At 58.0% G+C, this 24,248-nt stretch carries 21 protein-coding genes; 3 read left to right on the top strand and 18 right to left on the bottom strand.

Annotated features, from left to right (window positions below):
• Nucleotides 1-49 precede the first annotated feature (49 nt).
• Nucleotides 50-916 (top strand): pirin family protein, encoded by an 867-nt coding sequence (locus A7J50_RS09810; RefSeq protein WP_064451615.1) that lies wholly within the window; start codon nt 50-52, stop codon nt 914-916.
• A gap of 98 nt (nt 917-1,014) precedes the next feature.
• Here A7J50_RS09810 and A7J50_RS09805 read toward each other — a convergent pair whose 3' ends face one another.
• The 4 genes from A7J50_RS09805 to A7J50_RS09790 all read right to left on the bottom strand — a co-directional run bounded on the left by A7J50_RS09805 (nt 1,015) and on the right by A7J50_RS09790 (nt 4,729).
• Entirely contained in the window at nt 1,015-1,743 is a 729-nt protein-coding gene (locus tag A7J50_RS09805) for a dienelactone hydrolase family protein (RefSeq protein WP_064451614.1), read from the bottom strand.
• A 66-nt stretch (nt 1,744-1,809) separates the two neighbouring features.
• A complete protein-coding gene (gene htpG / locus A7J50_RS09800) occupies nt 1,810-3,714 on the bottom strand; it encodes a molecular chaperone HtpG (protein WP_064454890.1) in 1,905 nt (634 codons plus the stop codon).
• Between the two features lie 89 nt (nt 3,715-3,803).
• Entirely contained in the window at nt 3,804-4,256 is a 453-nt protein-coding gene (locus A7J50_RS09795; protein ID WP_064451613.1) for a PaaI family thioesterase, read from the bottom strand.
• A complete protein-coding gene (locus A7J50_RS09790) occupies nt 4,253-4,729 on the bottom strand; it encodes a PaaI family thioesterase (protein WP_064451612.1) in 477 nt (158 codons plus the stop codon). The genes A7J50_RS09795 and A7J50_RS09790 overlap by 4 nt, the downstream gene beginning before the upstream one ends.
• A 158-nt stretch (nt 4,730-4,887) precedes the next feature.
• On the opposite strand from A7J50_RS09790, the gene A7J50_RS09785 reads away from it, so the two are divergent.
• Entirely contained in the window at nt 4,888-5,145 is a 258-nt protein-coding gene (locus tag A7J50_RS09785; protein WP_053255236.1) for a hypothetical protein, read from the top strand.
• 105 nt (nt 5,146-5,250) lie between these two features.
• Here the strand turns inward: A7J50_RS09785 and A7J50_RS09780 are convergent, their stop codons facing one another.
• The 11 genes from A7J50_RS09780 to sdhC all read right to left on the bottom strand — a co-directional run bounded on the left by A7J50_RS09780 (nt 5,251) and on the right by sdhC (nt 19,352).
• On the bottom strand, nt 5,251-5,991 hold the full coding sequence (locus A7J50_RS09780; RefSeq protein WP_064451611.1) for a DUF599 domain-containing protein: 741 nt from the start codon (nt 5,989-5,991) through the stop codon (nt 5,251-5,253).
• 232 nt (nt 5,992-6,223) lie between these two features.
• A complete protein-coding gene (gene brnQ, locus A7J50_RS09775) occupies nt 6,224-7,537 on the bottom strand; it encodes a branched-chain amino acid transport system II carrier protein (RefSeq protein ID WP_064451610.1) in 1,314 nt (437 codons plus the stop codon).
• Between the two features lie 429 nt (nt 7,538-7,966).
• Nucleotides 7,967-8,848 (bottom strand): succinate--CoA ligase subunit alpha, encoded by an 882-nt coding sequence (sucD, locus tag A7J50_RS09770; RefSeq protein WP_003210566.1) that lies wholly within the window; start codon nt 8,846-8,848, stop codon nt 7,967-7,969.
• The gene (gene sucC / locus A7J50_RS09765) at nt 8,848-10,014 is read right to left on the bottom strand and encodes an ADP-forming succinate--CoA ligase subunit beta (protein ID WP_064451609.1); all 1,167 of its coding nucleotides are present in this window, start codon (nt 10,012-10,014) and stop codon (nt 8,848-8,850) included. Before sucC ends, sucD begins: the two co-directional genes overlap by 1 nt.
• Nucleotides 10,015-10,216: 202 nt before the next feature.
• Nucleotides 10,217-11,653: a dihydrolipoyl dehydrogenase gene (lpdA, locus tag A7J50_RS09760; RefSeq protein WP_064451608.1), complete on the bottom strand. Its 1,437-nt coding sequence runs from the start codon at nt 11,651-11,653 to the stop codon at nt 10,217-10,219.
• 106 nt (nt 11,654-11,759) lie between these two features.
• Entirely contained in the window at nt 11,760-12,986 is a 1,227-nt protein-coding gene (gene odhB / locus A7J50_RS09755) for a 2-oxoglutarate dehydrogenase complex dihydrolipoyllysine-residue succinyltransferase (protein WP_064451607.1), read from the bottom strand.
• Nucleotides 12,987-13,030: 44 nt separating this feature from the next.
• A complete protein-coding gene (locus tag A7J50_RS09750) occupies nt 13,031-15,862 on the bottom strand; it encodes a 2-oxoglutarate dehydrogenase E1 component (RefSeq protein ID WP_064451606.1) in 2,832 nt (943 codons plus the stop codon).
• A 261-nt stretch (nt 15,863-16,123) separates the two neighbouring features.
• Entirely contained in the window at nt 16,124-16,828 is a 705-nt protein-coding gene (locus A7J50_RS09745; protein WP_003172807.1) for a succinate dehydrogenase iron-sulfur subunit, read from the bottom strand.
• Nucleotides 16,829-16,839: 11 nt separating this feature from the next.
• The gene (gene sdhA / locus A7J50_RS09740; RefSeq protein WP_064451605.1) at nt 16,840-18,612 is read right to left on the bottom strand and encodes a succinate dehydrogenase flavoprotein subunit; all 1,773 of its coding nucleotides are present in this window, start codon (nt 18,610-18,612) and stop codon (nt 16,840-16,842) included.
• A gap of 3 nt (nt 18,613-18,615) precedes the next feature.
• The gene (gene sdhD / locus A7J50_RS09735; RefSeq protein ID WP_003172805.1) at nt 18,616-18,984 is read right to left on the bottom strand and encodes a succinate dehydrogenase, hydrophobic membrane anchor protein; all 369 of its coding nucleotides are present in this window, start codon (nt 18,982-18,984) and stop codon (nt 18,616-18,618) included.
• Complete coding sequence (gene sdhC, locus A7J50_RS09730; protein ID WP_064451604.1) at nt 18,978-19,352, bottom strand: succinate dehydrogenase, cytochrome b556 subunit; 375 nt, start codon at nt 19,350-19,352, stop codon at nt 18,978-18,980. Before sdhC ends, sdhD begins: the two co-directional genes overlap by 7 nt.
• 364 nt (nt 19,353-19,716) lie before the next feature.
• On the opposite strand from sdhC, the gene gltA reads away from it, so the two are divergent.
• Nucleotides 19,717-21,006, top strand: coding sequence for a citrate synthase (gltA, locus tag A7J50_RS09725; protein ID WP_034137560.1), 1,290 nt, complete (start codon nt 19,717-19,719; stop codon nt 21,004-21,006).
• A 179-nt stretch (nt 21,007-21,185) separates the two neighbouring features.
• Here the strand turns inward: gltA and A7J50_RS09720 are convergent, their stop codons facing one another.
• The 3 genes from A7J50_RS09720 to A7J50_RS09710 form a co-directional block, all read right to left on the bottom strand.
• A complete protein-coding gene (locus A7J50_RS09720) occupies nt 21,186-22,844 on the bottom strand; it encodes a cation acetate symporter (protein WP_064451603.1) in 1,659 nt (552 codons plus the stop codon).
• Complete coding sequence (locus tag A7J50_RS09715; protein WP_064451602.1) at nt 22,841-23,152, bottom strand: DUF485 domain-containing protein; 312 nt, start codon at nt 23,150-23,152, stop codon at nt 22,841-22,843. Before A7J50_RS09715 ends, A7J50_RS09720 begins: the two co-directional genes overlap by 4 nt.
• 217 nt (nt 23,153-23,369) lie before the next feature.
• Nucleotides 23,370-24,221: a glycine betaine ABC transporter substrate-binding protein gene (locus A7J50_RS09710; protein WP_024074296.1), complete on the bottom strand. Its 852-nt coding sequence runs from the start codon at nt 24,219-24,221 to the stop codon at nt 23,370-23,372.
• Nucleotides 24,222-24,248 lie beyond the last annotated feature (27 nt).

The raw sequence follows: 24,248 nt of genomic DNA, 5'->3' as shown, positions 1-24,248 counted from the left end.
GAGCGGGTTATGCTCAGGGCCATCTAACCCGCTCAGACAGGGACGCACCATGACCACCCTCACCGTGATCCGCCCGCGCGCGGAAGATGTCGAAGGCCAGCCGATCCTGCGCCCGTTGCCGTCGCGCGAATGCCGCAGCGTCGGGCCTTTTGTGTTCTTCGACCACATGCTGCTGACGCGTTATGCGCCGGGCACCGGCATGAATATCCGCCAGCACCCGCATATCGGGCTGTCGACGCTCACTTATCTATTCGAAGGTGCCTTGCAGCACAAAGACAGCCTCGGCTCGGACCAGTTGGTGCAAGCCGGCGACGTCAGCTGGATGACGGCCGGCAGTGCGATTGCCCACGTCGAACGCACGCCCGAGGCGATCAAGGCTGAAGGTTTCAGCCTGCATGGCCTGCAAGTGTGGCTGGCCTCACCCAAAGACCACGAACACGGGCCTGGGCATTACAGCCATCACTCGGCGGCGACCCTGCCAGTCAGTGACAACCTGGGCGTGCAGATTCGTCTGATCGCCGGTAGCGGCTTCTGTCTCAAATCACCGGTGCCGGTGCTGTCGCCTACGTTGTATGCCGAGGTGCAGATGCAGACGGCCACGACGCTGTTGATCCCGGATGAGCACGAGGAACGGGCGGTGTATGTACTGGAGGGTGAGGCGCAGTTGGACGGCGAGGTCTTGGCAGTGAACAGCCTGGTGGTGCTGCCTGCCGGGCAGGCAATGACGCTGTTTGCTGAAAGCGATTGCCACCTGATGGTGTTTGGCGGTGCGCCACTGGATGGGCCACGGCGGATCAACTGGAATTTTGTGGCGAGCGATCCGGCCATGATCGAACAGGCGCGGCAGCGTTGGGCGGCTGGTGATTGGCCGACGGTGCCGGGAGAGTCTGAAAGGATTGAGTTGCCTGTCAGATAGCTATCGCAGGCAAGCCAGCTCCCACATTTAACCGTGTTCACCAATCAAAATGTGGGAGCGGGCTTGCTCGCGAAGAGGCCGGCACAGGCGCTAAAGATTTAGCCCTTGAACACTTCATCCAACAAGTTATGCATCGAATGGAACGCCCGCGCAGCGGTCTTCGCGTCGTACATCATCTTGCCCGGCACATTGGCATGCGGGTCAGTGAAGGAATGCACCGCACCGCCGTAGCTCAGCAACTGCCAATCCACACCGGCCGCGTTCATTTCATCTTCAAACGCCGGCAACTGTTCCTTGGGCACCAAGGGGTCGGAAGCGCCGTGCAGTACCAGCACTGAACCTGTGATGTTTTTCGCATCCGCCGGGTTCGGCGTATCGAGCGTGCCGTGGAACGACACGGCGGCCTTCAACGCTGCGCCGGTACGCGCCAGCTCCAGGGAGCAGCAACCGCCGAAGCAGAAACCAAAGGTCGCCAACTTCGAGGTATCGACAGCGGCTTCGGTCTGGCCTTGCAGTTGCTCAAAGGCTGCCTGCATACGCTTGTTCAGCAATGGGCGGTCATTTTTCAACGGCATCATTGCCGCGCCCGCTTCATCGCCATTCGATGGGCGTACGGTTTGCCCGTACAGGTCGGCGATCAGCACCACGTAGCCCTTGGCGGCGACGCTTTTGGCAATGTCTTCGGCACCCGCACTCACACCCATCCAGTTCGGTGCCATCAACAGACCCGGCAGCGGGCCCTTATGGCTGGCATCGAATGCCAGGCGGCTTTCATAAGACTGGCCATCAATCTGATAGACCACGGAACGCACAGTGACTTGGCTCATCATTTACTCCAGTTGAGGTGCACTAGAACGAAAAAACCCGCCGAAGCGGGTTTTTCTACAACGGTGTTAAACCGACAGTTCAACCAACAGCTTGTTCAGTCGGCGCACGTAGGCGGCCGGGTCTTTCAAGCTGTCGCCAGCGGCCAGGGCCGCCTGGTCGAAGAGGATGTGCGACAAGTCGCCAAAACGCTCTTCGCTTTGCTCGCCGTCGAGTTTCTCGATCAGCGGGTGAGCCGGGTTGAATTCGAAGATCGGCTTGGAGTCCGGAACCTTCTGACCGCTCGCTTCCAGGATCTGACGCATCTGCATGCCCAGGTCCTGCTCGCCGATGGCCAGAATCGCCGGGGAGTCGGTCAGACGGTGCGAAACCCGCACTTCGCTGACAGCATCGCCCAGAGCGGTCTTGATCCGCTCAACCAGGCCTTCTTTGGCCTTGGCGACTTCTTCGGCTTCCTTCTTCTCTTCTTCGGAGTCCAGGTTACCCAGGTCCAGGTCGCCACGGGCCACGTCGACGAAGGTTTTGCCGTCGAACTCGCTGAGGTAGCTCATCAGCCACTCATCGATACGGTCGGTCAACAGCAGCACTTCGATGCCTTTCTTGCGGAAGACTTCCAGGTGCGGGCTGTTCTTGACCTGAGCGTAGGTTTCGCCGGTCAGGTAGTAGATCTTGTCCTGACCTTCCTTGGCGCGTGCCAGGTACTCGGCCAGCGACACAACCTGCTCACCGTCTTCACCTTGGGTAGACGCAAAACGCAGCAGGCCGGCGATTTTTTCCTTGTTGGCAAAATCTTCCGCCGGGCCTTCTTTCATGACCTGACCGAAGTTTTTCCAGAAGCCCTTGTATTGCTCAGGCTCGTTCTTCGCCAGTTTTTCCAGCATGTCGAGCACGCGCTTGGTCAGCGCCGACTTCATGGAGTCGATGATCGGGTCTTTCTGCAGGATTTCCCGCGACACGTTCAGCGACAGGTCGTTGGAGTCGACCACGCCTTTGATAAAGCGCAGGTACAGCGGCAGGAAGGACTCTGCCTGGTCCATCACGAACACGCGCTGCACGTACAGCTTCAGGCCTTTTGGCGCTTCACGCTGGTACAGGTCGAACGGAGCACGGGCCGGTACGTAGAGCAGCGAGCTGTATTCCAGCTTGCCTTCGACCTTGTTGTGGCTCCAGCTCAGCGGGTTTTCGTAGTCGTGAGCGATGTGCTTGTAAAACTCCTGGTATTCCTCGTCTTTGACTTCAGTACGAGGACGCGTCCACAAGGCGCTGGCACGGTTGACCACTTCCCATTCCTGGGCAGGCTGCTCTTCGCCTTCGGCAGCAGCTTGCTCTTTCGGCAACTCGATCGGCAGCGCGATGTGGTCGGAGTATTTCTTGATGATATTGCGCAGGCGCCAGCCATCGGCGAACTCATCTTCAGCCGCTTTCAGGTGCAGCACGATGCGGGTACCACGGTCAGCCTTGTCGAGGGTGGCGATTTCGAACTCGCCCTCACCTTTGGAAGACCAGTGCACACCTTCGCTGGCGGCGAGGCCGGCGCGGCGGCTGAACACTTCAACCTTGTCAGCAACGATAAAGGCCGAGTAAAAGCCCACACCGAATTGACCGATCAGGTGCGAATCCTTTTTCTGATCGCCCGACAGGTTCTTCATGAAATCTGCGGTGCCGGATTTGGCGATGGTACCCAGATGGGTGATCGCGTCTTCACGGCTCATGCCGATACCGTTGTCTTCGAGGGTGACGGTCTTGGCGTCCTTGTCGAAGCTCACACGGATTTTCAGTTCGGCGCCACCTTCCAGCAATTCAGGCTTGGACAGGGCTTCGAAACGTAATTTGTCGACAGCGTCAGAGGCGTTCGAGATCAATTCGCGAAGGAAGATTTCCTTGTTGGAATACAGCGAATGGATCATGAGGTGCAGCAGTTGCTTCACCTCGGTCTGGAAGCCCAGGGTTTCCTTTTGAGTTTCCACACTCATGGTCATCAAACTCCAATTGGATGGCAGTGGCCGCGCCCTTAAGGGTTGGCGGCGGGTTGTCATCAAAGTTGGGGGCTAAGACCAGGATTTCAAGGGCGCGCTGTTTCCTCAATCTTGAAATGTGCGCGAGCGGTGGCAATCGGTTCGGCCGGGGTGCTTTGCCAGGCAGTGATTGCCACATTGGCGACGCGCCGGCCCTGGCGCCACACCTGGCATTTGGCGTAAGTGTCACGAAACTGGCCGGCGCGCAGGTAATCCAGGGAAAAATCGATGATTTTCGGCAGGCCCGGCGCGCCGGTAAATACCAGCAGGTGCAGCGCCGCCGACAGCTCCATAAACCCGGCAATCACCCCACCGTGCAGCGCCGGCAATATGGGGTTACCAATGTTGTCCTTGTTGGCCGGCAGACGAAACAGCAATTCATCCCCCAACCTTGTGCATTCAATGCCAATCAGCTTGGCGTAGGGGACCAGGTCGAGCAGCGCCTCGTAGTTACCCCGGTGATGGGCCTGTTCGAGGCGGGTCTTGAATCGATGTGTCATGCCTGCTCTCCCTTGAGGGTGCTGCCCAGCCCGTGCGTGCCCTTGAGGCGCTTGCCCATGCGCATGAACGTGCCGACCACGTGGGCGATGGGCTGCTGCGGATCATCCTGGTAGGCGAAGCCGCGGGTGAAGATCACGTCGGTGGTCACCCGATAGCATTGGGCGAAGCCGTACACGGGCTTGTGCGGTTCGGCCGGATGCATGTAGTCGACACGCAGGTCGAGCGTCGGGCACACCTCGAACTCCGGCAAGACACACAGCGTGGCCATGCCGCAGGCAGTGTCCATCAAGGAGGTCAGCGCGCCGCCGTGAATCACGCCGGTTTGAGGATCGCCGACGATGCTCGGGCTGTAAGGCAGGACCAGCGTCATGCCCTCCTCGCTGGCAGCATGGACGGTGATGCCTAATACCTGGCAGTGGCGCAGCGCCGAAACAAAGCGTGTGGCACGCGCTAACAAGGGATTTTCGGTCATGTGTTCAGACTCTTATTAGTGTCGATTAGAGGCGTCCGGGGGCAAGGGCAAAAGTTCCTTGAGCGTCACGTTTTATATATCTTTGAAACAAAAGGAACTAATGCTGGCCGTCTAAGCTCGAAAGGCCAGTAGATATCTTCACTAAGGAGAAACACCCCATGCGCAAGACTTTAGCTATTTCCATGATGCTGGCTGCTGCCCTCGGCCTCGCTGCCTGCGATAAGAAATCCGAAGACAAAGCCCAAGATGCCCAAGCGCATTCTGAGCAAGCTCAGAAGGACATGGCGAAAGCACAGGATAAAGTGAACGACGCTGCAAAAGAAAACGCCGATGCTGCCAAAGCTCAGGCTGATGCGAACGCTGAAAAAGCAAAAGAAGACGGTACCGCTACTCCAGTAGCACCTGCCAAGCCTTAATAGCCTGGCAATTGCTGCAAAAAGAAAGCCCGCTTACATAGCGGGCTTTACTTTGTCTGCTGTTTTTCCAGCGCCGAAAAGTTTAATTAACCTTGGCGCCACGCGTTAAGACACGGCTTCTTTAGCCGGCTCCGTCACCGGCATATCGGTTGGCGTGTAGACCATGACCTGCAGTACGTCGGAATGAAACTCGCGGCGATACAGCACCAACACTACCCCGCTGCTCATCAACATGAATAACCACGGGCTGACAAACCAGGCCAGCATGGTCATGCCAAAGTAATAAGCACGCAGGCCAAAGTTGAACTGGTTGGCCGCCATGGAAATCACCCGCGCTGCCCGCAGGGCGAACGCGTTGCGCTCCTGCTCCGACACATGCCGTTCACCAATCATCGGCGCCGACCCCACCAGCACCGCGGCGAAGTTGTATTGGCGCATGCACCAGCTGAAGGTGAAAAACGCATAGACGAACACCAGTGCCAGGCACAGCAGCTTGATTTCCGACATGCCCTGGGACGCCTGTTGCACCATGGGAATGTCCGCCAGCAACGATACCGCACGCTCGGAAGCACCCAGCACTGTCAGGATACCGGCGAGGATGATCAAGGTACTGGATGCGAAGAACGAGGCATTGCGCTCCAGGTTACCGATCACGCTGGCATCGGCGATACGGTTATCGCGCAGCAACATGCGGCGCATCCAGTCTTCACGATACAGATGCAGCACGCTGGCCAGGCACGCAGTGTCACGGGCCTTCCACGTGGCGTATCGGGTGTAACCGCCCCAGCACAATACGAACCAGAGGGCAGCAAGCAGGTGGATCTGATTGGTTTCAACGAACGACATGCGGGGGCCTTTTGCTCGGTGTACGGATATTAATGCGATCTAAATGTGGGAGCGGGCTTGCTCGCGAACGCGGTGTGTCAGTCTCCTGGTGCATTACTGATCCACCGCGTTCGCGAGCAAGCCCGCTCCCACACTGACCGTATTCCACACTTTAGGGGTTGTGGTCTCACACACAAAAAAATGCCCCGTATCGATTGATACGGGGCATTTCAGTACAGCGTGAAACCGCGGGTTAGGCGATGGCTTCGCTGCGTTTGCCAAGCATGCGGTCAACCACTACGGCAACGACCAGCGTCATCACCGCCGGCACCAGCCACGCCAGGCCTTGCTCGCTCAGCGGCAGATGTGCCAACTGCGCAGGCATCCAATCCGCCAGGCCCGCGCCCTTGAGCGCATCAATGCAACCAAAGATGAACGACACCAGCATGACCGGGCCGACGATGCGGCCCTGCTCAAGCCAGAAATCTTTGCAGAAGCTCAGGGCCACCAGCACGATGCACGGCGGGTAGATCGCCGTGAGTACCGGGATCGAGAAGGCAATCAGCTTGGTCAGGCCCAGGTTGGACACAAACAGCGAGAACAGTGCGAGGATCACTACCAGCGTCTTGTAGGACAGCGGCAGGACTTTGCTGAAGTACTCGGCACACGCGCAGGTCAGGCCAACAGCGGTGACCAGGCACGCCAGAGAGATCAGCACAGCGAGGAAGCCACTGCCCAGGGAGCCGAACGTGTGTTGCACGTAAGCATGCAGCACGGCAGCGCCATTGCTTGCACCGGCGGCCACGGCATGGCTGCCCGACCCCAGACGGAACAGGCTGATGTACACCAGGGCCAGGCCCACGCCGGCAATCAGCCCGGCGATGATCGCGTAGCGGGTGATCAGCTGTGGCGATTCAACGCCACGAGAACGGATGGCATTGACGATGACGATACCGAATACCAGCGCGCCGAGGGTATCCATGGTCAGGTAACCATTGATGAAGCCCTGGGAGAACGGTGCGGCAACGTATTCCGGCGTCGCGACGCCCACGTCACCGGCCGGCAAGGCAAACGCGGCGATGCCGAGAATAGCCAGGGCGATGATTTTCAGCGGCGCCAGGAAGCGACCTACGGTATCCAGCAGTCGGCCCGGGTAGAGGGAAACAAAGAACACCACCAGGAAATACACCGAGCTGTAGAGGAACAGCGCCAATGGGCTTTCGCCGGTCAGCGGCGCCAGGCCCACTTCAAACGAAACGGTCGCAGTGCGCGGAGTGGCGAACAATGGCCCTACCGCCAGATACGCCGCCGCCGCGAGCAGGCCGCCGGCGATCTTGCCGATCGGGCTGCTCAACGCGTCCATACCGCCGCCGACCTTGGCCAGGGCGATCACGGTGACCACCGGCAGACCGACCGCGGTGATCAGGAAGCCCAGCGCTGCCATCCAGACGTGAGGCCCGGACTGCAAACCAACGATAGGCGGGAAGATGATGTTGCCGGCGCCCACGAACAGGGCGAAGGTCATAAAGCCTAACGCCAGGACATCCTGGCTTTTCAACACTTTCATTTAAGGAAATACCACACTACTGAATCGGAATTTAGAGAGGGATTCCCTGTGGATGAGGGAACTGCTGCCGGTCCTGATGGGGACCGACCGGTCTAGCGCGCAGCTTCCTTTTGGGATGCGGACGCATAAAGAGGCGGCTAGAGTACAGAATTAGGCCGACAAACGCACTGTTGCGGGGCGAACTGTCCGATAAGCGACATCACAATGTCGCGTTTTCATACTTAATTTTGACAATACAACCCCATGTGGGAGCTGGCTTGCCTGCGATGCGGGCGACTCGGTCCATCAGGTAAACCGAGTCGATGCTATTGCAGGCAAGCCAGCTCCCACATGTGAACGGGGCATCCAATCTGATGAGCAATACCCAGAACGCACAAAGGCCACCCGAAGGTGGCCTTTGCTTGGTAAAGCGTCAGCTAAGCGCGAGGCTTACTTGACAGCCCAACCGGTCAGCTCGGACAAAGCCTTGCCGATGTCTGCCAGCGAACGCACGGTTTTAACGCCTGCGTCTTCCAGGGCAGCAAACTTCTCGTCTGCTGTGCCTTTGCCGCCGGAGATGATTGCGCCAGCATGGCCCATGCGCTTGCCAGCAGGGGCAGTCACACCAGCGATGTAGGAAACAACCGGCTTGGTCACGTGTGCCTTGATGTAGGCAGCCGCTTCTTCTTCAGCCGAACCGCCGATCTCACCGATCATGACGATCGCTTCGGTCTTCGGGTCTTCCTGGAACAGTTTCAGGATGTCGATGAAGTTCGAGCCTGGGATCGGGTCACCGCCGATGCCGACGCAAGTCGACTGGCCGAAACCGGCGTCAGTCGTTTGCTTGACAGCTTCGTAGGTCAGGGTGCCGGAACGGGAAACGATACCGACTTTGCCTGGCAAGTGAATGTGACCAGGCATGATGCCGATCTTGCATTCGCCTGGAGTGATCACGCCTGGGCAGTTAGGGCCGATCAGGACTACGCCCAGCTCGTCACACTTAACTTTAGCGTCCAGCATGTCCAGGGTAGGAATGCCTTCGGTGATGCAAACGATCAGCTTGATGCCGCCGAATGCCGCTTCCAGGATCGAGTCTTTGCAGAAAGGAGCTGGAACGTAGATCACGCTGGCGGTGGCGCCAGTGGCAGCTACAGCGTCTTTCACGGTGTTGAACACTGGCAGACCCAGGTGCTCGGTGCCGCCCTTACCAGGAGTAACGCCACCCACCATCTTGGTGCCGTATTCGATGGCTTGCTGGGTGTGGAAACTACCTTGCGAACCGGTAATACCCTGGCAGATAACTTTGGTGTCTTTATTGATCAGGACGCTCATTATTTGCCCTCCGCAGCTTTGACAACTTGTTGAGCAGCGTCGGTCAGGCTGGTAGCCGCGATGATGTTCAAACCGCTTTCTGCCAGTACTTTAGCGCCCAGTTCAGCGTTGTTACCTTCAAGGCGAACAACAACCGGGATTTTAACGCCGACTTCTTTCACTGCACCGATGATGCCTTCGGCAATCATGTCGCAACGAACGATGCCGCCGAAGATGTTGACCAATACTGCAGCGACGTTAGTGTCGGACAGGATGATCTTGAAGGCTTCGGTAACGCGTTCTTTGGTAGCACCGCCGCCCACGTCGAGGAAGTTGGCTGGTTTGCCGCCATGCAGGTTGACGATGTCCATGGTACCCATGGCCAGGCCAGCACCGTTGACCATGCAACCGATGTTACCTTCCAGGGCTACGTAGTTCAGTTCGAACTTGGCAGCGTGCGCTTCGCGCGGATCGTCTTGCGACGGATCGTGGAAAGTTTTCAGCTTAGGCTGACGGTACATGGCGTTGGCGTCGATGTTGATCTTGGCGTCGAGGCAGTGCAGATCGCCGTCAGCCTTGATCACCAGCGGGTTCACTTCCAGCAGGGCCAGATCGTGATCCTGGAACAGTTTGGCCAGACCTACGAAGATCTTGGCGAACTGGGCAACTTGCTTGCCTTCCAGACCCAGCTGGAAAGCCAGTTCGCGACCCTGGAATGGCTGAGCGCCAACCAGTGGATCGATAGTGGCTTTCAGAATTTTTTCTGGAGTGTCGTGAGCGATCTTCTCGATGTCCACGCCACCTTCGGTGGAAGCCATGAACACGATGCGACGGCTCGAACGGTCAACGACAGCGCCCAGGTACAGCTCTTTAGCGATATCAGTGCACGATTCAACCAGGATCTTGGTGACTGGTTGGCCATTGGCATCAGTCTGGTAAGTCACCAGACGCTTGCCCAGCCACTGCTGTGCGAAGGCCTTGGCGTCTTCTTTGCTGCGAACCAGCTTAACGCCGCCCGCTTTACCGCGACCACCAGCGTGGACCTGGGCTTTGACAACCCACTCGGTACCACCGATTTTGTCGCAAGCTTCTGCTGCTGCTTCCGGGGTGTCTACTGCGTAGCCCTGGGATACTGGCAGGCCGTATTCAGCGAACAGCTGCTTACCCTGATACTCGTGAAGATTCATGCTTTTTACCGTCTTCGTTAGGTACTGCGCATTCGGCGCTGCGCTCATTATGAGTGCCGCGCCACCTGTGACTGCTGCTTGCGCAACTTGCGGGGCTCAAGGCCCGTAAAGCTGCGCAAGACTGCGTCCAGCGGACATTCCGCGGTGAGTCTTGCGCGCAAGGCTCACGACGGGCAACCGCCGTGGTTTCTTATTATCTCGCTTAGCGCTTCTTGCGGTTGGCGATGTGGATGGCGCCGCCATTCACTGCCAACGCTGCTTCGTGCAACGCTTCGGACAGGGTCGGATGGGAGAAGACCATCATGCCCAGGTCCTCGGCACTGGTGCCGAATTCCATACCGATCGCGCCTTGCTGAACCAGTTCTGCAGCGCTCGGGCCAATCACGTGGACGCCCAATACGCGGTCAGTCTTGGCATCAGCGATGACTTTGACAAAACCACCGGTGTCGTTGGCTGCCATGGCACGGCCAGAAGCGGCAAACGGGAAGGTGCCGACGTTAACTTCAACGCCTTCAGCTTTCAACTGCTGTTCGTTCTTGCCGACCCATGCAATTTCCGGGTGGGTGTAGATAACCGATGGGATCAGGTCGTAGTTCATCTGGGTTTTGTGGCCCTTGATGCGCTCGACAACCATGATGCCTTCTTCGGAAGCCTTGTGCGCCAGCATCATGCCGCGAACCACGTCGCCAATGGCGTACACGCCAGGAACGGTGGTAGCGCAGTGATCGTCAACGTGGATGAAACCACGCTCGTCGATGTTCACGCCGCTGTCGGAAGCCAACAGGTCAGCTGTGACTGGACGGCGACCAACGGCAACAATCAGCTTGTCGAAAGTGATGGTCTGTTCGCCATCCTTGTCGGTGTAGGTCACGACAACTTCTTCGCCGTTAACCTTCGAGCCGGTCACGCGAGCACCCAGCTTGATGTCCAGACCTTGTTTGGTCAGGGTTTTGTAGGCTTCTTTGGACACCGCAGTGTCGGCAGCCAGCAGGAACGTGTCCAGGGCTTCCAGAACGGTCACTTCGGAACCCAGACGCGACCATACCGAACCCAGTTCCAGACCGATTACGCCAGCGCCGATCACGCCCAAACGCTTGGGAACCGCTTGGAATTCCAGGGCGCCGGTCGAATCAACGATCACGTTCTGGTCAACTGGAGCCGGTGGAATGTCGATTGGGCGCGAGCCTGGAGCCAGGATCACGTTTTCGGCTTCGATGACTTCTACCGAACCGTCTGGCTTGGTGATTTCAACTTTCTTGCCGGCCAGCAGTTTGCCGTGGCCTTGCAGGGAAGTCACACCGTTGGCCTTGAACAAGGTCGCAACGCCGGAAGTCAGGCCTTTAACGATGTTGGCTTTACGGCCGACCATTGCTGGCACGTCCATGGTCACGCCAGCGTGGTTGATGCCGTGGATCGCGAAACCGTCTTGGGCTTCGTGGAATTTCCAGGAGCTGTCCAGCAGCGCCTTGGAAGGAATGCAACCGACGTTCAGGCAAGTACCGCCCAGCGCCAGTTTGCCTTCCTTGTCGGTGTATTTTTCGATGCAAGCAGTCGAGAGGCCCAGTTGTGCGGCCTTGATGGCGGCAACGTAGCCGCCAGGACCTGCACCAATCACTACGACGTCAAATTTCTGTGTCATGAAAATAGATCCTCTATTAGCTCGGAGCGTCAAGCTTCAAGCTTCAAGCTGCAAGCCAAACTGCGTTTACTTGCAGCTTGTAGCTCACAACTTGAAGCTGCCTCAATCAAATATCCAGCAGCAGACGAGCCGGGTCTTCCAGCAGGTTCTTGATGGTCACCAGGAAAGTCACGGCTTCTTTACCATCGATCAGGCGGTGATCGTAAGACAGTGCCAGGTACATCATTGGGCGGATCACGACTTGGCCGTTGATGGCCATCGGACGCTGGATGATGTTGTGCATGCCCAGGATCGCAGCTTGTGGCGGGTTGACGATCGGGGTCGACATCATCGAACCGAAGGTACCACCGTTGGTGATGGTGAAGGTACCACCGGTCATCTCGTCGATGGTCAGCTTGCCGTCACGGGCTTTCTTGCCGAAGCCAGCGATGCCGCCTTCGATTTCAGCCAGGCTCATCAGCTCGGCGTTACGCAGAACCGGTACGACCAGGCCACGGTCGCTGGACACGGCAACGCCGACGTCGGCATAACCGTGGTAAACGATGTCGCTGCCGTCGATGGAAGCGTTGACTGCCGGGAAGCGTTTCAGCGCTTCGGTGGCCGCTTTCACGAAGAACGACATGAAGCCCAGGCGCACGCCATTGTGGGACTTCTCGAACAGGTCCTTGTACTTCGAACGCAGGGCCATGACTTCAGTCATGTCGACTTCGTTGAAAGTGGTCAGCATCGCCATGTTCGACTGTGCTTCAACCAGACGCTTGGCCACGGTGGCACGTACACGAGTCATCGGTACGCGCTTCTCGGTGCGGTCGCCAGCAGCGAACACAGGCGCAGCGGCAGCTGGAGCAGCAGCCTTGGCAGGTGCGGCGGCCGGAGCGTTTTTCTTGGCTTCAACGGCAGCAACCACGTCTTCCTTGGTCACACGGCCGTCTTTGCCGGTGCCTTTGATGGAAGCCAGATTGATGCCGTTTTCTTCGGCCAGCTGACGCGCAGCCGGTGCAGCGATTGGATCTTCGCCAGCGGCAGCTGGAGCAGCGGCTGGAGCGGAAGCAGCAGCAGCAGGTGCAGCAGCGGCCGGAGCAGGTGCAGCAGCGCCGCCTGCTTCGATCGAGCCCAGGATCTGGTTCGACAGGACGGTAGCGCCCTCTTCAGCAACGATCGCGCCCAGCACGCCGTCAGCTTCGGCCAACACTTCCAGAACGACTTTGTCGGTCTCGATGTCGACGATCAGGTCATCACGCTTTACAGCGTCGCCTGGTTTCTTGTGCCAGGTGGCAACGGTGCCATCGGCAACCGATTCCGGGAATGACGGGGCTTTGATTTCGATAGCCATTATCTGTGGGTCCTTAAAATTCGGTTTCAGTCAGCGCGAAGGCGTTAAACAGTGAAAGCATCTTGCAGCAGTTTTTCCTGCTGCTCGGCGTGCATCGACGCATAACCACACGCAGGTGCAGCAGAAGCATCACGACCGGCATACTCAAGGCCAAGGCCTGTCTTGTGGTTGCCGATGCTGCGACGCAAATGATGCTGGCTGCTGTACCAAGCGCCCTGGTTCATCGGTTCTTCCTGGCACCACACCGCATGGGTGAGGTTGGTGTAAGGCGCGATGGCCTCCATCAGGTCGTCTTCCGGGAACGGGTAAAGCTGCTCGATACGCACGATGGCGATGTCTTCGCGGCCTTCGGCACGGCGTTTTTCCAGCAAGTCGTAGTAAACCTTGCCGCTGCACAGGATCAGGCGAGTGACCTTGGCTGCGTCCAGGGTGTCGATTTCTGGAATAACGGTCTGGAACGAACCGTCGGCCAGATCTTCCAGGGTCGAGATGGCCAATTTGTGACGCAACAGCGACTTCGGAGTCAGCACTACCAGCGGCTTGCGCAGCGGGCGGATCACCTGACGACGCAGCAAGTGGTAGATCTGGGCCGGGGTAGTCGGCACGCACACCTGGATGTTGTGCTCGGCGCACAGCTGCAGGTAACGCTCCAGACGGGCCGAAGAGTGCTCCGGACCCTGACCTTCATAACCGTGTGGCAGCAGCATGGTCAGACCGCACAGACGGCCCCACTTGTGCTCACCGCTGGTGATGAACTGGTCAATAACCACTTGGGCACCGTTGGCGAAGTCGCCGAACTGGGCTTCCCAGATCACCAGCGCCTGAGGCGTGGTGGTGGAGTAACCGTATTCGAACGCCAGTACGGCTTCTTCGGACAGGAACGAATCGAACAGGTCGAAACGTGGCTGGCCTTCGTAAAGGTGTTGCAGCGGAATGTAGGTGCCCGCGTCTTTCTGGTTGTGCAATACCGCGTGACGGTGCGAGAACGTACCACGGCCGATATCCTGGCCGGTCATGCGGATCGGGTGACCTTCGAACGCCAGGGTCGCGTACGCCATGGTTTCGGCGTAACCCCAGTTGATCGGCAGGCCGCCGGCTTGCATCTTCTGACGGTCTTCGTAGATCTTCGCAACCTGGCGCTGCACAACGAAGCCTTCTGGAATTTCCAGCAGCTTGGCAGACAGTTCCTGCAAGGTTTTCAGATCGAACGAGGTGTCGTGACGCGCAGTCCAGGCGTGGCCCAGGTACGGACGCCAGTCAACGAACAGCTCTTTGTTCGGCTCTTTAACCAGGCTTTTTACGACATGCAGACCGTTGTCCAGCGCGTTGCGGTATTCATCGACTTTCGCCTGAACACGCGCATCGTCAACCACGCCGGCCTTGGTCAGGCTTTCAGCGTACAGCTCACGGGTGGTGCGCTGCTTGGCGATTTGCTGGTACATCAACGGCTGGGTGCCGCTAGGCTCATCCGCTTCGTTGTGACCGCGACGGCGGTAGCAAACCAGGTCGATCACCACGTCACGCTTGAACTGCATGCGGTAGTCGATAGCGAGCTGGGTCACGAACAACACGGCTTCCGGATCATCACCATTCACATGGAGGATCGGCGCCTGGATCATCTTGGCAACGTCGGTGGCGTACTCGGTAGAGCGCGCGTCCAGCGGGTTGCTGATGGTGAAGCCAACCTGGTTGTTGATGACGATGTGAACCGTACCGCCAGTCTTAAAGCCGCGAGTCTGCGACATCTGGAACGTTTCCAGAACCACGCCTTGGCCGGCGAATGCCGCGTCACCGTGGATGGAAATCGGCAGGACCTTTTCACCGGTGGCATCGTTACGACGATCCTGACGAGCACGGACCGAACCCTCGACCACTGGGGAAACGATTTCCAGGTGGGATGGGTTGAACGCCATGGCCAGGTGAACTTCACCGCCGGTGGTCATCACGTTGGACGAGAAGCCCTGGTGGTATTTAACGTCACCGGAACCCAGTTCGACCTTCTTCTTGCCTTCGAACTCGTCGAACAGCTCGCGCGGGTTCTTGCCGAAGGTATTGACCAACACGTTCAGGCGACCACGGTGAGCCATGCCGATCACGACTTCCTTGGTGCCATAGGAACCGGAACGCTGGATCAGCTCGTCGAGCATTGGAATGAGGCTCTCGCCGCCTTCCAGGCCAAAACGCTTGGTGCCCGGGTATTTGGTGCCCAGGTATTTCTCGAGACCTTCAGCTGCGGTCACGCGCTCGAGCAGGTGGCTGCGTACGTCGGCGGACAGCACCGGACGGCCACGCACACCTTCCAGGCGATGCTGGAACCAGTGGCGTTGCTCGGAATCGGTGATATGCGTGAACTCAGCGCCGATGGTGCGGCAATATGTCTGCTGCAACGCTTCGTGAATTTCGCGTAGGCTCGCTTCCTCTTTGCCGATGAACAGGTCGCCGGCACGGAAGGTCGTATCAAGATCGGCATTGGTCAAGCCGTAATGATTGATCGACAGGTCAGCAGGTGCAGGACGCTGCCAGAGCCCCAGCGGGTCAAGCTGGGCCGCCTGGTGGCCACGCATCCGGTAAGCCTGGATCAGTCGCAATACTTCAACTTGCTTCTTCTCATGCTCGCTGCTCACGCTCCCGGCGGAAACCGGCTGAGCGCGGCGCTGGTTCTTTGCCAGCAGCACAAACTGATCGCGAATTGTTGCGTGCGATACATCGGTGGCAGCGTTGCCGTCTGAAGACAACGTCTGAAATTTGGTGCGCCATTCTTCTGGCACAGCGTTAGGGTCGTGCAGGTAGAGCTCATAAAGCTCTTCCACATAGGCAGCGTTACCACCTGAAAGATAGCCGCTGTTCCACATGCGCTGCATCACGCTTTCTTGCATGCTTGGTCACCCTCGATTTGGGGACACCACCGGCGGAAACACCGAGTTTGCTTGCAAAAGGCCAAGTGCAGCGACCAAAACAAGCCACTTAGGATCACGCTGATAGTTCGGGTACCAACCCGAATGCCCCTGCTTGTCTCATTTCTTCAAAATAAGAGCCGCGGCTTTGTAAGTCGCTGCTCAAGTTAAAACTACGGCGCCGGTTGAAGCCTGCGCCGTAGCATTTACGGGCACAACGGTCCTGCTTTGTTACAACGTCAGTTACACGCCGCTTTGCAGCAGCATGTTACGGATGTGACCAATGGCCTTAGTCGGGTTCAGGCCTTTAGGACATACGTTGACGCAGTTCATGATCCCGCGGCAGCGGAATACGCTGAACGGGTCATCCAGCGAAGCCAGACGCTCGGACGTCTTGGTGTCACGGCTGTCTGCCAGGAAGCGGTACGCTTGCAGCAGAGCGGCTGGACCCAGGAACTTGTCCGGGTTCCACCAGAAGGACGGGCACGAGGTCGAGCAGCAAGCGCACAGGATGCACTCGTACAGACCGTCGAGCTTTTCACGCTCTTCAGGGGACTGCAGACGCTCGATGGCCGGAGCCGGCGTGTCGTTCTGCAGGAACGGCTTAACTTTCTCGTATTGCTTGTAGAAGATGCTCATATCGACGACCAGGTCACGGATAACCGGCAAACCTGGCAGAGGACGAACGATCAGCTTGTTGCCTTTGACGACGGCGGACAGCGGCGTAATGCACGCCAGGCCGTTTTTGCCGTTGATGTTCATGCCGTCGGAACCGCACACACCTTCACGGCAAGAGCGACGATAGGAGAAACCTTCGTCCTGCTCTTTGATCAGTGCCAATACATCCAGCACCATCAGGTCTTTACCACCGGTATCGACCTGGAATTCCTGCATGAACGGCGCAGCGTCCTGATCAGGGTTGTAGCGGTAAACACTGACTTTCAACATGGCAGCCACCCTTAGTAAGTCCGAATCTTCGGTTCAAAGGTCGGAACTGTCTTCGGCGAGAAGTTCACGGCACGCTTGGTTACGCGCTTGTCACCCGGGAAGTACAGGGTGTGGCACAACCAGTTTTCGTCGTCGCGATCTTCAAAGTCTTCACGAGCGTGAGCACCACGGGATTCTTTACGAACCTCGGCGGCGATCGCAGTCGCTTCAGCCACTTCCAACAGGTTTTGCAGCTCAAGTGCTTCGATACGAGCGGTGTTGAACGCCTGGCTCTTATCGTTGATCTTGACGTTGGCAATACGCTTGCGCAGATCGGCCAGCTGGGCGATACCCTTCTGCATGTATTCGCCAGTACGGAATACACCGAAGTAGTTCTGCATGCAGTTTTGCAGCTCGCGACGCAGGGTAGCTACGTCTTCACCATCGGTACGCTCGTTCAGAGCGTTCAGGCGCGCCAGGGCGGCCTCGATATTGGCGTCGGTAGCGTCATCGTATTCGATGCCGTCGGTCAGGGCTTTTTCCAGGTGCAGGCCGGCCGCGCGGCCGAACACCACCAGGTCGAGCAGCGAGTTGCCGCCCAGACGGTTGGCACCGTGAACCGATACGCATGCCACTTCGCCTACCGCGAACAGGCCATGAATGATCTCGTCCACGCCTTCAGCGTTCTGAGTGATCGCCTGGCCATGAATGTTGGTCGGAACACCGCCCATCATATAGTGGCAAGTCGGAACAACCGGAACCGGAGCAACCACCGGGTCAACGTGAGCAAAAGTCTTGGACAGCTCACAGATACCTGGCAGGCGGCTGTGCAGCACTTCTTCGCCCAGGTGATCGAGCTTCAGCAGTACGTGGTCGCCATTCGGGCCACAGCCATTGCCAGCGATGATTTCTTTAACCATCGAACGGGCAACAACGTCACGACCGGCAAGGTCTTTCGCGTTCGGAGCATAACGCTCCATGAAACGCTCGCCGTGCTTGTTGATCAGGTAACCACCTTCACCACGGCAACCTTCGGTAACCAGTACGCCCGCGCCGGCGATACCGGTCGGGTGGAACTGCCACATTTCGATGTCTTGTACCGGCACGCCCGCACGCAGTGCCATGCCGACGCCGTCACCGGTGTTGATCAGGGCATTGGTGGTCGAAGCGTAGATACGACCTGCACCGCCAGTCGCCAGAACAGTTGCCTTGGCGCGGATGTAGGTGGTTTCACCGGTTTCGATGCAGATGGCAATCACGCCGACGAATGCGCCGTCCTGGTTTTTGACCAGGTCAACAGCGTAGTACTCGTTCAGGAACGTAGTGCCGGCTTTCAGGTTGCCCTGATAAAGGGTATGCAGCAGCGCATGACCGGTACGGTCGGACGCGGCGCACGTACGGGCAGCCTGGCCGCCTTTACCGTAATCTTTCGACTGGCCGCCGAATGGACGCTGGTAGATACGACCTTGCTCGGTACGCGAGAACGGCAGGCCCATGTGGTCCAGCTCGAACACGGCAGCCGGGCCTTCCTGACACATGTATTCGATAGCGTCCTGGTCACCGATGTAGTCGGAACCCTTGACGGTATCGTACATGTGCCAGCGCCAGTCATCGTTCGGATCGGCGGAGGCGATGGCGCAGGTGATGCCACCCTGGGCTGAAACAGTGTGCGAACGCGTCGGGAACACCTTGGTGATCACGGCAGTCTTGTGACCACCCTGAGCCAGCTGCAGCGCTGCGCGCATGCCAGCACCGCCGCCACCAATGATGATGGCGTCGAAGGAAATAGTTGGAATGTTAGCCATGACTCAGATACCCCAAAGAATCTGCACACCCCAGACGAAGTAAGCGAACATCGCGACGCCGCATACTGCCTGGAAGAGGAAACGTACTGCAGTCGCGGACTTGCCCAGCGCCATCGGCGTCAGGTAGTCGGTCGCGATGGTCCACATGCCGACCCAGGCGTGAGCGCCCAGGGCTACAAGTGCCAGCAGACTGAAGATTCGCATCGCATTGTGGGAAAACAGGCCGTGCCATTGCTCATAGCCAATGCCCGGGTTTGCGACGAGGTATCCGATCAGGAAAATGAAATAAGCCGCGAGAACGACCGCAGACACACGCTGCGCCATCCAGTCATAGAGGCCTGAACGCGATAGGTTCGTAACGCTGGTTACCATATCCAAACTCCTGCCAGAACGATCAGCGCCACGGAAATGGCGATGATGATTTTCGAGCCCAGGCGGCCGCCTTCCAGCGTCTCACCGATGCCCATATCCATGATCAAGTGGCGCACGCCGGCTACCAGGTGATAAAGCAGAGCGGACAGGAGGCCCCATGCTACGAACTTGGCCAGCGGGCTGGTCAAGCATGCCTTCACCTCGGCGTATCCTTCCTCGGAACCCAGGGATTTGCTCAATGCATAAAGCATGATGCCCAAGCCCAGGAACAGGATGATGCCGGAAACACGGTGCAGGAACGACGTAACGCCGGTGATGGGGAGTTTGATGGTCCTTAGGTCTAGGTTTACAGGTCGTTGGCTATTCACGGCTTTTTTTCACACTGAAGAGCCCCTAACAATCAGGGCAAAGTTGTTGGGGAGTGCACTGGTCAGGTAAGCACCACCCAGGGAGTGCGACCCCCAATGAAAGCAAGCCCAAAAGCCCTTGGCGGTCGGTGGCCGAGTATAGACAGTTAGGCTACTAATGACAACGCGCACACCTCACCCTAATAGCTGATTGCGCTGGCGGGATAAAAGGCGTAAATGGCAGTCAATTTCGACGAAAAAGTACGGTTAAAGCCTTCTGGAGCAAGACTTTAGGCAAATTGACATCTGAATTTATCTCACTATAGTGGTGCGGGCCCTGCGTGGGGGGTCTGTCTGATGATTTGAAGCATAAATAGGAGGCCACATGGCTGACAAAAAAGCGCAGTTGATCATCGAGGGCGCAGCCCCCGTCGAGCTGCCCATTTTAACCGGCACCGTTGGTCCCGATGTTATCGACGTACGGGGCCTGACGGCCACGGGCCGTTTCACTTTCGACCCAGGCTTCATGTCGACCGCCTCTTGCGAGTCGAAGATCACCTATATCGACGGCGACAATGGCATTCTGCTGCACCGGGGCTACCCGATCGAGCAACTGGCTGAGAAGTCGGACTATCTGGAAACCTGCTACCTGCTGCTAAACGGCGAATTGCCAACAGCCGAGCAGAAAGCCCAGTTCGTCAGCACCGTGAAGAACCACACCATGGTTCACGAGCAGTTGAAGACCTTCTTCAACGGCTTCCGTCGCGACGCCCACCCGATGGCCGTCATGTGCGGCGTAGTCGGCGCCCTGTCGGCCTTCTATCACGACTCCCTGGACATCAATAACCCGCAGCATCGCGAAATCTCCGCGATCCGCCTGGTTGCCAAGATGCCAACCCTGGCCGCAATGGTTTACAAGTACTCCATGGGCCAGCCCATGATGTACCCGCGCAACGACCTGACGTACGCGGAAAACTTCCTGCACATGATGTTCAACACCCCGTGCGAGATCAAACCGATCAGCCCGGTGCTGGCCAAGGCGATGGACCGGATTTTCATCCTCCACGCCGACCACGAGCAGAACGCCTCCACCTCTACCGTACGTCTGGCCGGCTCTTCGGGTGCCAACCCGTTCGCCTGTATCGCCGCCGGTATCGCCGCACTGTGGGGCCCTGCCCACGGCGGTGCGAACGAAGCCGTGTTGACCATGCTGGATGAAATCGGCGATGTCTCGAACATCGACACGTTCATCGCCAAGGCCAAGGACAAGAACGATCCGTTCAAGCTGATGGGCTTCGGTCACCGCGTCTACAAGAACCGTGACCCACGCGCCACCGTGATGAAGCAGACCTGCGACGAAGTGTTGAAGGAACTGGGCATCAAGAACGATCCGCAACTCGAACTGGCCATGCGCCTGGAAGAGATCGCCCTGACCGACCCGTACTTCATCGAGCGCTCGCTGTACCCGAACGTCGACTTCTACTCGGGGATCATCCTCAAGGCGATCGGCATTCCAACCAGCATGTTCACCGTGATCTTCGCCCTGGCCCGTACTGTAGGCTGGATCTCCCACTGGAAAGAAATGCTCTCCAGCCCGTACAAGATTGGCCGCCCGCGCCAGCTGTACACCGGCTACGAGTCGCGTGACATCACCAAGCTGGAAGATCGGCACTAAATCCCAGCCAAATAAAACGGCCTCTTTATGAGGCCGTTTTTTTTGGCTGGGATTTAGTGAGCTGCAAGCTTCAAGCTGTTAGCTACAAGCAAAAAAATACCCCTGCCTCACGACAGGGGTATTTCTCTATACAACACTGCTTCTAACTTGCAGCTTGTAGCTTAAAGCTTGCAACTGCCTCAATGATTCACCGCCCCACTCGCCCCCAGGCCCGTTTGCGAACGCACAAACTGCGGGAAGTACAGTGCACGCTCCTTCTCTGCCGCCGCCGACTTGTCGGTGATGGAGAAGAACCAGATACCGACGAACGCGATGATCATCGAGAACAGCGCCGGGTACTCGTACGGGAAGATGGCTTTTTCGTGGTGCAGGATCGAGACCCAGATGGTCGGGCCAAGGATCATCAGGCCGACGGCACTGATCAAGCCCAGCCAGCCGCCAATCATCGCGCCACGGGTGGTGAGGTTTTTCCAGTACATGGAAAGCAGCAGTACCGGGAAGTTACAGCTGGCCGCAATGGAGAACGCCAGGCCGACCATGAACGCAATGTTCTGGCTTTCGAACAGGATACCCAGGCCGATTGCCAGCACCGCCAGGGCGATGGTGGTGATCTTCGACACGCGAATCTCATCCTTTTCGTTGGCCTTGCCTTTCTTGATCACGCTGGCATACAGGTCATGGGACACCGCCGAAGCGCCCGCCAGGGTCAAACCGGCAACCACCGCCAGGATGGTGGCAAATGCCACAGCCGAGATGAAGCCCAGGAAGATACTGCCGCCCACCGCGTTGGCCAGGTGCACCGCCGCCATGTTGTTACCGCCCAGCAAGGCGCCTGCCGCATCCTTGAACGCCGGGTTGGTGCTGACCAACAGGATCGCGCCGAAGCCGATGATAAAGGTCAGGATGTAGAAGTAGCCGATGAAGCCCGTGGCATACAGCACGCTCTTACGAGCTTCCTTGGCGTCGCTTACGGTGAAGAAGCGCATCAGGATGTGCGGCAGGCCTGCGGTGCCGAACATCAGCGCCAGCCCCAAGGAGAATGCAGAGATCGGATCTTTCACCAGGCCGCCGGGACTCATGATCGCTTCACCTTTAGGGTGAACCTTGATCGCCTCGGAAAACAGCATGTTGAAGTCGAAGTTGACGTGCTTCATCACCATCAGCGCCATGAACGAGGCGCCGGACAGCAGCAGGACCGCCTTGATGATCTGCACCCATGTGGTCGCCAGCATGCCGCCGAACAGCACGTACATGCACATCAGGATGCCCACCAGGATCACCGCCACATGGTAATCGAGGCCGAACAGCAACTGGATCAGCTTGCCCGCGCCAACCATCTGCGCGATCAGGTAGAACGCCACCACCACCAGCGAGCCACAGGCCGACAGGCTGCGGATCTGGGTTTGCCCCAGGCGATAGGACGCTACGTCGGCAAAGGTGTACTTGCCCAGGTTACGCAGGCGTTCGGCGATCAGGAACAGAATGATCGGCCAGCCCACCAGGAAGCCGATCGAGTAGATCAGGCCATCGTAGCCGGAGGTGAACACCAGCGCGGAAATCCCCAGGAAGGACGCCGCCGACATGTAGTCGCCAGCAATCGCCAGGCCGTTCTGGAAACCGGTGATCTTGCCGCCGGCCGCATAGTAGTCGGCGGCCGATTTGTTGCGCTTGGATGCCCAGTAGGTGATGCACAGGGTCGCGCCGACGAAGGCGACGAACATCAGGATCGCCGGGATATTCAGCGGTTGTTTATGCACTTCGCCGGTCAATGCTTCCGCCGCCCAAACGGCAGGCGCAAAGACCGAAGCGCCGAGTACAGCCAATAGACGACGGATCATTGCGCAGCCTCCTTGAGAATCGCATTGTTCAGGTCGTCAAATTCGCCGTTGGCGCGTCGTACGTAAATCGCAGTCAGGACAAAGGCCGAAACAATCAGCCCGACCCCAATCGGGATTCCCCAGGTGATGGACGAGCCGGGACTGATCTTGGCCCCCAGTATTTGCGGCCCATAGGCAATCAGAAGAATGAAAGCGGAGTAAAGCCCTAGCATGATCGCCGAGAGAATCCAGGCGAACCTTTCCCTTTTTCTCACCAGCTCCTTGAAACGCGGGCTGTTTTGAATCGAGAGGTAAATGCTGTCGTTCATTGTTTTTATCCTCGCAGCACAGCTTTTTTATTATTGGAACGTATCCACTGTATGCGGCTGCAGAACAGGTTCCAGACGACCTTAGTATTAGAACGACATGAGGGTTCGCGCCAACTTTGAACTGATTAAAGTGACAGCTTTTCTCCCGTAAATGACAAAGCCCGTCTGACGAAAACGCCAGACGGGCTTGCAAGGTGCTATTTAGACGCTTCGGGGGTTATTTACCGATCCACTCGGCGACACGCTCAGGGTGCTTGGCAACCCAGTCCTTGGCCGCCGCATCAGGCTTGGCACCCTCTTGAATCGCGAGCATGACTTCGCCGATTTCGTCCTTGGAGGCCCACTGGAATTTCTTCAGGAAGGCGGCGACTTCCGGCGCTTTCTTCTCCAGGCCCTTGCTGCCGATGCTGTTGACGGTTTCAGCAGCACCATAAATCCCTTTTGGATCGTCCAGGAAACGCAGTTTCCACTTGGCGAACATCCAGTGTGGCACCCAACCGGTCACCGCAATGGATTCCTGCTTGTCTTCGGCACGGGTCAGCTCGGCGATCATCGCAGCGCCCGAACTGGCTTGCAGCTTGTAATCCAGGCCATAGGCCTTGATGGCTTCGTCGGTCTTGAGCATTACGCCTGAACCGGCATCAATGCCGACGATCTTGTTCTTGAAGGTGGTGTCGGTCTTGAGGTCTTCGATGGACTTGGCCTTGACGTACTCCGGCACGATCAAGCCAATTTTCGCATCCTTGAAGTTAGGCCCGTAGTCGACCACCTTGTCCTTGTTCTTGGCCCAGTATTCACCGTGGGTCACGGGCAGCCAGGCGGAAAGCATGGCGTCGAGTTTGCCGGTAGCTACGCCCTGCCACATGATCCCGGTGGCGACGGCTTGCAGTTTCACGTCATAACCGAGCTTTTCCTTGATCACCTCTGCCGCCACGTGAGTGGTGGCAACGCTGTCGGACCAGCCGTCTACATAGCCGATGCTCAGGGTTTTGCTGTCGGCGCTGGCCAGTGTGGAGCCCATCGCAACTACCAGAGTGGCAGCTGCGCCCAAGAGTCGTCGCATCTTCATAGTACTTCCCCGAAAGTGCTGCGCCCG

The organism is Pseudomonas antarctica, assembly GCF_001647715.1.
Lineage (GTDB): Bacteria > Pseudomonadota > Gammaproteobacteria > Pseudomonadales > Pseudomonadaceae > Aquipseudomonas > Aquipseudomonas antarctica_A.
Note: the sequence above shows the minus strand (reverse complement) of the source record. Positions and strands in the feature narration are given on the sequence as shown.

Bases quoted from the DNA above. Each gene is read 5' to 3' on its own strand.
- A7J50_RS09810 (WP_064451615.1), top strand. From the start codon at position 50: ATGACCACCCTCACCGTGATCCGCCCGCGCGCGGAAGATGTCGAAGGC.
- A7J50_RS09805 (WP_064451614.1), bottom strand. From the start codon at position 1,743: ATGAGCCAAGTCACTGTGCGTTCCGTGGTCTATCAGATTGATGGCCAG.
- htpG (WP_064454890.1), bottom strand. From the start codon at position 3,714: ATGAGTGTGGAAACTCAAAAGGAAACCCTGGGCTTCCAGACCGAGGTG.
- A7J50_RS09795 (WP_064451613.1), bottom strand. From the start codon at position 4,256: ATGACACATCGATTCAAGACCCGCCTCGAACAGGCCCATCACCGGGGT.
- A7J50_RS09790 (WP_064451612.1), bottom strand. From the start codon at position 4,729: ATGACCGAAAATCCCTTGTTAGCGCGTGCCACACGCTTTGTTTCGGCG.
- A7J50_RS09785 (WP_053255236.1), top strand. From the start codon at position 4,888: ATGCGCAAGACTTTAGCTATTTCCATGATGCTGGCTGCTGCCCTCGGC.
- A7J50_RS09780 (WP_064451611.1), bottom strand. From the start codon at position 5,991: ATGTCGTTCGTTGAAACCAATCAGATCCACCTGCTTGCTGCCCTCTGG.
- brnQ (WP_064451610.1), bottom strand. From the start codon at position 7,537: ATGAAAGTGTTGAAAAGCCAGGATGTCCTGGCGTTAGGCTTTATGACC.
- sucD (WP_003210566.1), bottom strand. From the start codon at position 8,848: ATGAGCGTCCTGATCAATAAAGACACCAAAGTTATCTGCCAGGGTATT.
- sucC (WP_064451609.1), bottom strand. From the start codon at position 10,014: ATGAATCTTCACGAGTATCAGGGTAAGCAGCTGTTCGCTGAATACGGC.
- lpdA (WP_064451608.1), bottom strand. From the start codon at position 11,653: ATGACACAGAAATTTGACGTCGTAGTGATTGGTGCAGGTCCTGGCGGC.
- odhB (WP_064451607.1), bottom strand. From the start codon at position 12,986: ATGGCTATCGAAATCAAAGCCCCGTCATTCCCGGAATCGGTTGCCGAT.
- A7J50_RS09750 (WP_064451606.1), bottom strand. From the start codon at position 15,862: ATGCAAGAAAGCGTGATGCAGCGCATGTGGAACAGCGGCTATCTTTCA.
- A7J50_RS09745 (WP_003172807.1), bottom strand. From the start codon at position 16,828: ATGTTGAAAGTCAGTGTTTACCGCTACAACCCTGATCAGGACGCTGCG.
- sdhA (WP_064451605.1), bottom strand. From the start codon at position 18,612: ATGGCTAACATTCCAACTATTTCCTTCGACGCCATCATCATTGGTGGC.
- sdhD (WP_003172805.1), bottom strand. From the start codon at position 18,984: ATGGTAACCAGCGTTACGAACCTATCGCGTTCAGGCCTCTATGACTGG.
- gltA (WP_034137560.1), top strand. From the start codon at position 19,717: ATGGCTGACAAAAAAGCGCAGTTGATCATCGAGGGCGCAGCCCCCGTC.
- A7J50_RS09720 (WP_064451603.1), bottom strand. From the start codon at position 22,844: ATGATCCGTCGTCTATTGGCTGTACTCGGCGCTTCGGTCTTTGCGCCT.
- A7J50_RS09715 (WP_064451602.1), bottom strand. From the start codon at position 23,152: ATGAACGACAGCATTTACCTCTCGATTCAAAACAGCCCGCGTTTCAAG.
- A7J50_RS09710 (WP_024074296.1), bottom strand. From the start codon at position 24,221: ATGAAGATGCGACGACTCTTGGGCGCAGCTGCCACTCTGGTAGTTGCG.